Raw genomic sequence first — 11,431 nt, 5'->3', positions numbered from 1 at the left:
GGCATCAGAGGCCGGATACATGACTGCTCCTGAACCGACTGGCACAAACCGAGGCTCACAAACCCTTGCGAAACGGGGGCCGTCCATACATGACGCAGTGCTGTGTTCGGCCTATGCTGCAACGATCAGCGACGTAGAACATCCTCGGGGGACCACCATGGCCACCATTCGCGAAGACGACCTGGTCGCCTCCATCGCCGACGCCCTGCAATTCATCTCGTACTATCACCCGGCCGACTACATCGAGAACCTCGCCGACGCCTGGCGGCGCGAGGAGAGCCCGGCGGCGCGGGACGCGATGGCGCAGATCCTGGTCAATTCCCGCATGGCCGCCTTCGGCCGGCGGCCGATCTGCCAGGATACCGGCACGGCTCAAGTGTTCATGAAGATCGGGCTCGGCGCCCGCATCGTCTCGAACCGCTCGCTCCAGGAGATCGTCGACGAGGGTGTGCGCCGGGCCTGGCGCGAGGAGCGCAACCCGCTGCGCGCCTCGGTCGTCTCCGAGCCTTTGTTCGGCCGCCGCAACACCGGCGACAACGCGCCGGCCATGCTCCACGTCGAGATGGTGGCGGGCGACACCGTCGAGGTCCACGTCGCGGCCAAGGGCGGCGGCTCGGAGAACAAGGCGAAGTTCGCCGCCCTCAACCCGAGCGACTCGGTCGCCGACTGGGTGGTGCGCACCGTCGAGACGCTCGGCGCCGGCTGGTGCCCGCCCGGCATGCTCGGCATCGGCGTCGGCGGCTCGCCCGAGAAGGCGATGACGCTCGCCAAGCTCTCGCTCCTCGACCCCATCGACCTGCCGCAGATCCGCGCCCGCGGGCCGTCCTCGAAGGAGGAGGAACTGCGGCTCGAGATCTTCGAGCGCGTCAACGCGCTCGGCATCGGCGCGCAGGGGCTCGGCGGGCTCACCACCGTGTTGGATGTGAAGCTGAAGACCTTCCCGGTCCACGCCGCCTCGCTCCCCGTCGGCCTGATCCCGCAATGCGCCGCCGACCGGCACGCCCACTTCACCCTCGACGGCAGCGGTCCGGCCGTCTTCACCCCGCCCTCCCTCGACCTCTGGCCGCAGGACATCAGCGTCGCGACGGCGGCCGGACGGCGGGTCGACCTCGACCGGCTCACCCGCGAGGAGGTGGCGACCTGGCGCGCCGGCGAAACCCTGCTCTTGTCGGGCCGCCTGCTCACCGGGCGCGACGCGGCGCACCTGCGCCTGACCCGGATGCTGGAGGCGGGCGAGCCGCTGCCGGTCGATCTGCGCGACCGGGCGATCTACTATGTCGGCCCGGTCGACGCCGTCGGCGACGAGGCGGTGGGGCCCGCCGGTCCCACCACCGCCACCCGGATGGACAAGTTCCTCGAGCCGATCCTGTCGCAGACCGGCCTCCTCGTCATGGTCGGCAAGGCCGAGCGGGGGCCGGCGGCCGTCGAGACCATCGCCCGCCACGGCGCGGCCTACCTGATCGCGGTGGGCGGTGCGGCCTATCTCGTGTCGAAGGCGATCAAGGCGGCGCGGGTGCTCGCCTTCGCCGATCTCGGCATGGAGGCGATCCACGAATTCGTCGTCGAGGACATGCCGGTGACGGTCGCGGTCGACGCCGCCGGCACCTCGGTCCACCGCGACGGGCCGGCGAGGTGGCGCCGGCCGGTGCGGGAACTGGCGCCGGCGTAACGGTCGGCGGTCGAGCGCAGGCTGAACCCTCCCCCCTCCGCGGGGGAGGGTGCCCCGCGAATGCGGGGCGGGAGAGGGGAACCCGCTTCCGGAGAGGTCGCGACCGTGGTGAAGGGCGCCTTGTCCTGAAGCGTCGCGCTGCCCCTCTCCCGGCCTACTCCGTAGGCCACCCTCCCCCGCAGAGAGGGGAGGGTTGATGCGCGGCCATCCTCGCGCCTTTCTCCGTCACCGTTCAGTCACGCCCCCGTGCTGAATCACGCGGAACAAGGAGAACCGCGTGACCGGCATCCCCCGCTACGCCCTCTACTTCACGCCGAAGCCCGGATCGGACCTCGCCCGCTTCGGCAACGCTGTGCTCGGCACCGACAACCACACCGGTGCCGAGATCCCCCATCCCGACGGGATGGCCGACCTCGCGGGCGCGACCGAGTCCCCCCGCTGGTACGGCTTCCACGCCACCCTGAAGGCGCCGATGCGGCTCGTCCCCGGCATGGGCGAGGCCGACCTCCTGGAGGCGGCGGCCGCCCTGGCGGCGGACCATCCCCCGGTCCCGGTCGGCCCCCTGCACGTCGCGACGCTCGGCGCCTTCACGGCCCTGATCCCCGACGCAGCCCCCCCGGAGCTCGGCCTGTTCGCCGCCGAATGCGTCGCCGCCTTCGAGCCGTTCCGCGCCGCCCTCACCGCGGCCGAGACCGCGCGCCGCCATCCCGAGCGCCTGAGCCCCCGCGGCCGCGCGCTGCTGGCGCGGTGGGGCTACCCGTACGTCTTCGAGGAGTTCCGCTTCCACATGACCCTGACGGATGCCCTGCCGGAGGAAGCCCGCGCGCCCTGGCGCGAGCGGCTGGCCGCGGCCTACGGCGCGGGCGAAAACCTCACCCTCGACGCCCTGTCGGTGCTGCGCCAGGACGGCGCGGGCCCGTTCCGGGTCGTGCAGCGCATTCCGTTCGGAGGGTGATCATGGCCGGACAACTCGGGATCGACCCGACCGCCCGGGTCCGGGAATGCCGCCTCGGCCGCTACACCGAGATCGGCCCGCGCACGAGCCTCGCCGAGACCGTGCTCGACGACTATTCCTACATCGGCAACGACGGCGAGGTGATCTATACGACGATCGGCAAGTTCTGCTCGATCGCCGCGATGGTGCGGATCAACCCGGGCAACCACCCGATGGAGCGGGCCTCGCAGAGCCACTTCACCTACCGCGCCGCCTCGTACTGGCCGGAGGAGGCGAACGAGCCCGCTTTCTTCGACCGCCGCCGGGCGAGCCCGGTGACGATCGGCCACGATGTCTGGATCGGCCACGGGGTCGTGGTGCTGCCCGGGTGCCGCATCGGCACCGGCGCGGTGGTCGGGGCGGGCGCGATCGTCACCCGGGACGTCGCGCCCTACACCATCGTGGTCGGGAACCCGGCCCGCCCCGTGCGCCGCCGCTTCGACGAGGCCACCGCCGAGCGCCTGCTCGCGCTTGCCTGGTGGGACTGGGACCACGACCGGTTGCGCCACGCCCTTCCGGACTTTCGCCAGCTTCCGATCGAGTCATTCCTCGACAAGTACGCCGGCTAAGCACTGAAGGACTGTCATCCGGCTGTCGTTGAACCGGCGTTTACGTTCGCCCGAACAGCGAAATCGGGCGAACGGATGCTGGTTGTCGAGAATCTCACGCGCCAATACGGGGCGCGCCGGGCCGTGGACGGCGTCGGCCTCGCCATCGAGCGCGGCAGCTTCGTCGGCGTGATCGGACGCTCGGGCGCCGGCAAGTCGACCCTGCTGCGGATGATCAACCGCCTCGCCGACCCGACGGGCGGGCGCATCCTCTACGACGGTACCGACGTGACGGCCCTGCGCGGCAAGGCCCTGCGGGCCTGGCGCGCCCGCTGCGCGATGATCTTCCAGCAGTTCAACCTCGTCGGCCGGCTCGACGTGATGACGAACGTGCTGATGGGTCGGCTCAACCAGGTTCCGGCGCACCGCTCGCTCCTGAAGCTGTGGAGCGAGGAGGACAAGGCGCTGGCTCTCGCGGCGCTGGAAAACTTCGACATGGGGGCCTTCGCCGCCAACCGGGCCGACCAGCTCTCGGGCGGCCAGCAGCAGCGGGTCGCCATCGCCCGCGCCCTGGTGCAGGAGCCGGAGATCATCCTGGCGGACGAGCCGGTGGCCTCCCTCGATCCGCGCAACACCCGCCTGGTGATGGACGCGCTCGCCGACGCCAACCGGCGCTACGGCATCACGGTGCTCTGCAACCTGCACTCCCTCGACCTCGCCCGGGCCTATTGCGACCGGCTGATCGGCCTCTCGGCCGGCCGGGTGGTCTTCGACGGCCGCGGCTTCGACCTCACCGAGGACGTCGCCCGCACCCTCTACGGACTCGAGGCCGGCGAAGTGATGGACCGGGGCGAGCCCGAGCCTTTCGTGGCGCCGATCCCGGTCCGCCACGCCGAGGCGCTGAGCGCCTGAGACATTCCCCGTTCCAAGAAGGACCCGATCCGATGCTGAACCGTCGCACCCTCGTGGGCGCCGCCCTCCTGGCGCTCGCCGCCGGCCCGGCCCTGGCGCAAAATTCCTCGGCGCAGGACTGGAAGGCCAAGTACCCCGAGCTGACGCTGGGCGTCATCCCGGCCGAGAACGCCTCCGGCACCGTCGACCGCTGGACGCCGCTCACCGCCTACCTCACCAAGGCGCTCGGCGTTCCGGTGAAGCTGCGGGTCGCCAACGACTACGCCGCGGTGATCGAGGGCCAGCGCGCCGGCAACATCCAGATCGGCTTCTACGGCCCGGCCTCCTTCGCCCGCGCCGTCATCACCGGCGTGAAGATCGAGCCGGTGGTCAACCAGAAGCACGAGACCGGCGTCTCGGGCTACTACTCGGTGATCTACGTGCGTGCCGACAGCCCGTATAAGACGATCGAGGATCTGAAGGGCAAGAGCCTCGCCCTCGTCGATCCGAACTCGACCTCCGGCAACCAGGCGCCGCGCTTCTTCCTGCACAAGGCCGGCCACGACGTCGACAAGCTCTTCGGCAAGACCTTCTACGCCGGCAGCCACGAGAACGCCGTGCTGGCGCTCGCCCAGGGCACCGCGGACGCCGCCGCCAACTTCTGGAACTCCGACACCGACAGCAACCTGTCCCGGATGCTGACCAAGGGCATGGTGAAGAACGCCGACGGCACGCCGATGAAGCAGTCGGAATTCCGCATCGTCTTCAAGTCCGAGTTCCTGCCCGAGGGCCCGTTCGCGGTGCTCGCCAGCCTGCCGGACGACCTGAAGACTTCGATCCGCCAGGCCTTCGTCGACCTGCCGACCAAGGACAAGGCCGCCTTCGACAAGCTCTCGGACGGCAAGGACCTCGATCTCACCCCGGTGACGCTGAAGGACTACCAGCCGATCATCGAGATGCTCCGCCACAACGACGAGCAGCGCAAGCGGTCGTGAGGGTGACGGCCTTCCTCCGGTGAGGAGGGCCGAGGCTAACAGAAGAGGCGCGGGTCGCCCCTCTCGCCGTGGGCGCAGGGCTGTCCGGGGAAAGAAATAGCACATGCTTTCCCCTCCCCCCTCTGCGGGGGAGGGTGGCCTGCGGAGCAGGCCGGGAGAGGGGCAGCGCGACGCTGGCCCAGGGGGCGCTCTTCATGAAGGTCGTGACCTCTCCGGAAGCGTGGTTCCCCTCTCCCGACCCCCGCTGACGCGGGGGCCACCCTCCCCCGCAGAGGGGGGGAGGGGAAAAGCCCGCGCCCTTTTGTTTCCCCGGATAGCCCTGCGCCCGCGGGGAGAGGGGAGGCCCGCGCTCGATTTTCTCGCCGGACTCTCTTTCCGAGGGAAAGCGCTCCATCCGGCCCCGGAGACGCAAATACCCGTGACCGTCCAGATCGACAGACTGCCCCCCGAGCGCGAGACCACGCTGCTCGCGACCTATTCCGGCGCCGTCGCGTCCACGCGCCTGCGTACGCTGGCGGTCTTCGTCGCGATCGTAGCCTTGTATCTCCTGGCCGGCTGGATGGCCGAGGTGCGGCCGCTCACCTTCCTCGACAACATCCAGAACTTCACCACCTACATCACCCAGATCCTGCCGCCGCTGACCTGGGCGAACCTCCCGGCCGACCTCGCAGCCTGGTACTGGGGCCTGCCGAAATGGCTCGGACTCCTGGCCGAGACGGTCCTGATGGCCTATCTCGGCACGCTGTTCGGCGGCATCGCGGCCTTCTGCCTCTGCTTCCTCGCCTCCGCCAACCTCGTGCGCTCAGGCACGATCCGCTTCTGCGCCCGGCGCTTCCTGGAGGTGTGCCGTACCGTGCCGGAGGTGGTGTTCGCCCTCATCTTCGTCATCGCCTTCGGGCTCGGGCCGATGGTCGGCGTGCTGGCGCTTGCCATCCACACCACGGGGGCGCTCGGCAAGCTCTTTTCCGAGGTCGTCGAGAACATCGACATGAAGCCGGTCGAGGGCCTGACCGGCACGGGCGCGGGCCTCATTGAGACCGTGCGCTTCGCGGTGGTGCCGCAGGTCCTGTCGAACTTCGCCTCCTACGCGCTGCTGCGCTTCGAGATCAACGTGCGGGGGGCCGGCGTGATGGGGTTCGTCGGCGCCGGCGGCATCGGCCAGGAATTCCTGGTGGCGATCCGCAACTTCTACTACGCGGACGTGAGCGCGATCCTGCTCCTCATCATCCTCACCGTGGTGACGATCGACCTCGCCACCGAGCGCTTGCGCCACCACCTCCTCGGCCGGGAGGCCCACCCGTGATGCGCCGCCCGCCCTCGCCCTTGCGCCGGTCTCTCCTTCGGCAAGCCGCCCTCGCCGACCTCGACGGGTTGCGCGCCCGCCACCCCCAGGTCTTCCGGGCCTCGTGGCCGCGCCGCGCCGTCATCCTCGGCACCCTCGCGGCGGTCATCGGCCTCGCCGTCGTCGCGATGGTCCGGCTCGACTTCTCGCTGCTGCGGATCCTCCACGGCCTGCACCGCCTCGGCGACTTCGCCGGCATGATGCTGCCGCCCTCGGCGCAAGGGCGCCTCGGCCTGTTCCTGACCGCGCTCGGGGAGACCCTGGCGATCGCGTTCCTCGGCACGCTGACGGCGGCCTGCCTCGCCTTCCCGGTCGCATTCCTCGCCGCCCGCAACGTGGTGCCGAACCCCTTCCTGCGCTTTGGGGTGCGCCGCGGCTTCGACGTGATCCGCTCGGTCGACGTGCTGATCTGGGCCCTGATCTGGATCAACGTCGTCGGCCTCGGGCCCTTCGCCGGCGCGCTCGCCATCGCGTGCTCGGATGTCGGGGCGTTCGGCAAGCTCTTCTCCGAGGCGATCGAGACCGCCGACCGCAAGGCGCAGGAGGGCGTGACCGCGTCGGGCGGCAGCCGGCTGCACCGGGTGCGCTTCGGCCTGGTGCCGGCGGTGCTTCCCGTCCTGGCGAGCCAGGTGCTGTACTTCTTCGAGTCGAACACCCGCTCGGCCACCATCATCGGCATCGTCGGGGCCGGGGGCATCGGCCAGTACCTCACCGAGCTGATCCGCGTGCTGGAGATGCAGCAGGTCGCCTTCCTGGTGCTCATGATCCTCGTCACCGTGGCGCTGATCGACCTCGTCTCGGGCCGCCTGCGCCGGGCGATCATCGGGGGCGCGGCGCACTGACCCCGCGCGGTTAGGCCCCTGATTCCACCACGCTTTCGCGCCTGCGAAGGCGCGTGAAGACCGCGCGCGGCGCGATTGTCTTCCTCATTGTCTTCCCCGGGGGCGGGCGCCTATAAGCCGGCTGTCTCACGCGTCCCTCGGCGGCGTCGAGAGCCCCGCCGGGCGCTCTCCGCGCGCGAGGACGATCATCCGCCGGGGAGCACCATGGCCGGGCATTCACAGTTCAAGAACATCATGCACCGCAAGGGCCGCGTCGACGCGGTCCGCTCGAAGGTGTTCTCCAAGCTCGCCCGAGAGATCACCGTGGCGGCCAAGCTCGGCACGCCGGACCCGTCGATGAATCCGCGCCTGCGCGCCGCCATCCTGGCGGCCCGGGCCGAGAACATGCCCAAGGACAACATCGAGCGCGCCATCAAGAAGGCGGCCGGCGGCGACGCGGAGAACTACGAAGAGATCCGCTACGAGGGCTACGGCCCCGGCGGCGCCGCCCTGATCGTCGAGGCGCAGACCGACAACCGCAACCGCACCGCGTCGGACGTGCGCTCGGCCTTCACCAAGTCCGGCGGCAGCCTCGCCGAGACGGGTGCGGTGTCGTTCATGTTCGACCGCGTCGGCCTCGTCGCCTTCGACGCCAAGGTGGCCGACGCCGACACGATGCTGGAGGCCGCCATCGAGGCCGGCGCCGACGACGTGAAGTCCGACGAGAGCGGCCACGAGATCACCTGCGAGCAGGGCGCGATGGGCGAGGTCTCCAAGACCCTGGAGGCCCGCTTCGGCGAGCCCCGCCGCACCGCCCTGATCTGGCGCGCCCAGAACACCGTCGACGTCGACGACGAGACCGCCGAGAAGCTGATCCGCCTCGTCGAAACCATCGAGGACCAGGACGACGTGCAGAACGTCTTCGTCAACTTCGCGGTCTCGGACGCCATGCTGGCGAAGATGCAGGGGTGAGGGGCGGGGCGGCCCCGTCGCGGCCGCCCCGAAAAAATTTGCCGATCTGCGGAACCTGTCCCGCGCCGGCGCGTTCCCTGCGCGCGAGGCCCCGACGGGCTCGCAATTCGGGCGCCGGACCCATCGTCCGACGACGCGGACGATGCTCCAGGTCTCCGGCGGCCCTCGTCATCACGTTGCTCTTCAGGAGGATGTGGTCATGAGGACTTACGACTTCGCCCCGCTCTACCGCTCCACCGTCGGCTTCGACCGCCTGTTCTCGATGCTCGACCAGGCCGCCCGCGTCGAGCCGTCGACGCAATGGCCGCCCTACGACATCGAGAAGGTCGCGGACGACGCCTACCGCATCACCATGGCGGTGGCCGGCTTCTCGCCGGACGAGATCGAGCTGACCCAGCACGACACCACGCTGGTCGTCACCGGCCAGAAGAAGGACAGGGAGGCCGAGCGCGCCTACCTGCATCGCGGCATCGCGGCATCGCGGCCCGCGCCTTCCGCCAGACCTTCAACCTGGCCGACCACGTGACGGTCACGGGTGCCAGCCTGGAGCACGGCCTGCTCGCCGTGGACCTCAAGCGCGAGGTGCCCGAGGCGCTCAAGCCGCGCCGCATCGCCATCGGCGGCAGCCAGGCCGCCCTCGGGCAGGACAACGCGCCGGCTCAGGTCGAGAACCGGAGCGCCGGGGACCGCGCCCGGGAAGACCGCGTCAAGGCCGCCTGATCCCCGCTCGATCCGTGGAGGAACCGACCTCGGGGCAGCGGCCCCCGGGGACCGGCCCCGTTTCGTCGTTCACACGAGGGAGGATGATCCATGTCGATGATGGAGACGCATCTCACCCGCTCCGGACCCGCGACGTCCGGACCCGTCAACCCGCCGACCATGCCGCCGGCCTCGTTCGACGCGTGGCAGGCCCTCGTCGCCCCCGGCGACGTTTTTCGGCATCCGCGGGAGGTGCTGGCGCACCCGCACCTGACCCGGGCCGAGAAGCGCGCGGTCCTGGCCTCCTGGGCATCGGATGCCTGCGCCCTCGAGGGCGCGCCCGGCTTGCGCTGCCTGGCCGGTGCCAGGGCCGAGCCGGTCTCGGTGGATGCCGTGCTGGCAGCGCTGGCGCAGCTCGACCACGACCCGGCCCGCCCGGCGCGGAGCGGGCCGCCGCGAAAGCGTCCGCGCGGCCTCGCGGCCCTGCACCGCACCATCCGGTCCCGCCGGCGGGACGACGATGACGATCCGCCGCCATGCCCGGCGGCGGCGATGCCCCGGCCGCGGACGCCGCCGGGTGCCGCGGCGCTCGCCCTTGGTGGCGCCGCGCGCCGCGGATCCGAGGCGCGGCTGCACGTGGCTCTCGCGTGACCGGAAGGCGGCGGCCGGCCCGGCCCGGCCGCCGCCTTTCTGGTTGCGGAGTCTGGATGTGCTTCTCGCCGCCGGTCGGGACCGAGGCCGGATCCACGTCTCAGCCGGGGGCGGCACTCCGGTTCACTCGCGCTTCCCCTCCTGGCCGGTGTCGCGGGTGTCCTGGTTCGGCAGGACCAGGACCTGTCCGGGGTAGATGAGATCCGGGTCGCGGATCTGGGCCTGGTTGGCGTCGTAGATCACCGAATAACGCTCCCCCTCGCCGTAGGTGCGCCGGCTGATCCGCCACAGGCTGTCGCCCCGCACGATGCGGACCGTCTCGATTCCCGGGATAGACACCTCGGAGGAGGTCTCGCCGGGCCGGGGCGGGGCGGTCGCGGCCAAGCCCCCGGTGCGCACGCTGCCGGTGCTGAAGGGAGACGGCGGGCCGGCCGGGGCCGCGCGGCGCTCGCGGTCGGCCTCGGCCGTATCCTCCGCGCGGGCGCGCAGCTCCGCAGGGCCCGGTCCGGCCGCGTGGGCCGTGTTCTGCCGCGCCGTGGATCCGTCGATCCCGTCGTGGTGGCCGGGATCGGGCGCCGTGAACGGCACCTCCGCCCGGTCGCGGACTTGGCCCGTCGCGGGATCGACGAGGTCGAGCCGCACCCTGTAGGATCCCGGCTTGACGCCCTGGCCGATGGTGAAGGTCACGATCCCGTCGCGGCCGATCGTGGCCGGGGCGATCAGCGTCTCGTTCAGGTAGAGCCGCAGGCTCGCCCCCGCTTCCGCCCTCGCGGTGACGAACAGCGATCCGCCAGTCCCGGCATCGATGCTGACGACCTTCGGCGGTGCCGCCGCCGTGGCGGGCGCGTCCGCCCGGCGCGACATCGGCGCCGGGTTCGCCGCACCGGACGACGGAGACCCGCCCTCCGCCCGGCCGGCCTCGGCCTCGATGCCGGAGGCCGCACGGCAGGCCTTGGAACCGCGCCCGTCATCTCCGGAACGCGGCGCGTCCTGCACCGGTGCGGGACCCCATTCCGCCCGGAGCGCCTGCCTGCCGGGCCCGTCGATGGGGGACGGGCGGCTCGCGGTCGGGCTCTCGGGCTGGGACAGGACCACCGTCGGCCGGTCGGGCGAGGTGAGGGCGACGAGCGGCTTGGCATCCCGGTCCGGAGCGACCACGACCGCGACGCGGGCCGGCGAGCGCCGTTCGTCGCCCCGGGCATCGGTCGCGCGCAGGCCGATCTCGCGGCTTCCGGTCGCCAGGGGCGGCGGTGTCACGGTGAAGGTGCCGTCGGCACCGGCCCGCGCCCGCGCCGCGGGTCGACCGTCGACGAGCACTTCGACGGAGGCGTACGGCGCGGCCTGCCCGGCGATGACGGCGTCCCCGTTCGGCTCGACGCGCACGACGTCGAAACTCGGGGCGGGAGACGCGGCGGGCAGCCGGGCCGGCCCGCCGGGCGCGGGGGTCGGGGACGCGGCGGTCGGCGTCCCCGCCGTCGGGGCCGGCGCAGGCGCGACTCCGGCCCCCGGCGGCGACAGGAGGGCCAGAGGCGTGCCGGTCCCGGCCGGCGGCTCCGACGTGAGCCCGACGAACGCGTCGCGATTCCGGTAGGCGAGCCCGGCCAGGAGCAGCAGGCTCGCTAGGCCGGCGACGGCCAGCGCCCGCCCGCCGCTCCCCACCCGGAGGACCGGGGATCGGGCCGGGGCCGGCGGATCCGCGTCGACCATGATCCGCTTCCGCGCAGGCCGGCCGAGCAGCGCCGCGACGATCACGCCGAGGCCGACGAGCACGCCGAGCAGTGCCGTGACGAGAATGCGACGCGAGCGGGCCATCATGGGATGCAGGTTCCCCTGGTTGCGCGACGGAGGA

At 71.7% G+C, this 11,431-nt stretch carries 10 protein-coding genes and 1 pseudogene; 10 read left to right on the top strand and 1 reads right to left on the bottom strand.

What is annotated here, in order from left to right; genetic code table 11:
* Positions 1-157 precede the first annotated feature (157 nt).
* The 10 genes and pseudogenes from BM430_RS27680 to BM430_RS27635 all read left to right on the top strand — a co-directional run bounded on the left by BM430_RS27680 (position 158) and on the right by BM430_RS27635 (position 9,582).
* On the top strand, positions 158-1,669 hold the full coding sequence (locus tag BM430_RS27680) for a fumarate hydratase (protein WP_093570449.1): 1,512 nt from the start codon (positions 158-160) through the stop codon (positions 1,667-1,669).
* 277 nt (positions 1,670-1,946) lie between these two features.
* Positions 1,947-2,624: a DUF1045 domain-containing protein gene (locus BM430_RS27675; RefSeq protein ID WP_093570448.1), complete on the top strand. Its 678-nt coding sequence runs from the start codon at positions 1,947-1,949 to the stop codon at positions 2,622-2,624.
* A 2-nt stretch (positions 2,625-2,626) separates the two neighbouring features.
* Positions 2,627-3,232 carry an LbetaH domain-containing protein gene (locus tag BM430_RS27670; RefSeq protein WP_093570447.1) on the top strand — a complete coding sequence of 202 codons (606 nt, stop codon included), beginning with the start codon at positions 2,627-2,629 and terminating at the stop codon, positions 3,230-3,232.
* A 75-nt stretch (positions 3,233-3,307) separates the two neighbouring features.
* On the top strand, positions 3,308-4,123 hold the full coding sequence (gene phnC, locus BM430_RS27665) for a phosphonate ABC transporter ATP-binding protein (protein WP_093570446.1): 816 nt from the start codon (positions 3,308-3,310) through the stop codon (positions 4,121-4,123).
* Positions 4,124-4,155: 32 nt separating this feature from the next.
* Entirely contained in the window at positions 4,156-5,097 is a 942-nt protein-coding gene (phnD, locus tag BM430_RS27660; RefSeq protein WP_093570445.1) for a phosphonate ABC transporter substrate-binding protein, read from the top strand.
* Positions 5,098-5,515: 418 nt separating this feature from the next.
* Positions 5,516-6,400 carry a phosphonate ABC transporter, permease protein PhnE gene (gene phnE / locus BM430_RS27655; protein ID WP_093570444.1) on the top strand — a complete coding sequence of 295 codons (885 nt, stop codon included), beginning with the start codon at positions 5,516-5,518 and terminating at the stop codon, positions 6,398-6,400.
* Complete coding sequence (gene phnE / locus BM430_RS27650; protein WP_093570443.1) at positions 6,400-7,281, top strand: phosphonate ABC transporter, permease protein PhnE; 882 nt, start codon at positions 6,400-6,402, stop codon at positions 7,279-7,281. Before phnE (BM430_RS27655) ends, phnE (BM430_RS27650) begins: the two co-directional genes overlap by 1 nt.
* Positions 7,282-7,485: 204 nt before the next feature.
* Positions 7,486-8,232 (top strand): YebC/PmpR family DNA-binding transcriptional regulator, encoded by a 747-nt coding sequence (locus BM430_RS27645; RefSeq protein WP_093570442.1) that lies wholly within the window; start codon positions 7,486-7,488, stop codon positions 8,230-8,232.
* 199 nt (positions 8,233-8,431) lie between these two features.
* Positions 8,432-8,952, top strand: a pseudogene (locus BM430_RS27640) (Hsp20 family protein).
* 90 nt (positions 8,953-9,042) lie between these two features.
* Complete coding sequence (locus tag BM430_RS27635) at positions 9,043-9,582, top strand: hypothetical protein (protein ID WP_093570441.1); 540 nt, start codon at positions 9,043-9,045, stop codon at positions 9,580-9,582.
* A 123-nt stretch (positions 9,583-9,705) separates the two neighbouring features.
* Here BM430_RS27635 and BM430_RS27630 read toward each other — a convergent pair whose 3' ends face one another.
* Positions 9,706-11,397, bottom strand: a complete 1,692-nt coding sequence (locus BM430_RS27630) for a LysM peptidoglycan-binding domain-containing protein (RefSeq protein WP_093570440.1) — start codon at positions 11,395-11,397, stop codon at positions 9,706-9,708.
* Between the last annotated feature and the right edge of the window lie 34 nt (positions 11,398-11,431).

This window comes from Methylobacterium sp. 174MFSha1.1 (assembly GCF_900116815.1).
GTDB lineage: Bacteria > Pseudomonadota > Alphaproteobacteria > Rhizobiales > Beijerinckiaceae > Methylobacterium.
Note: the sequence above shows the minus strand (reverse complement) of the source record. Positions and strands in the feature narration are given on the sequence as shown.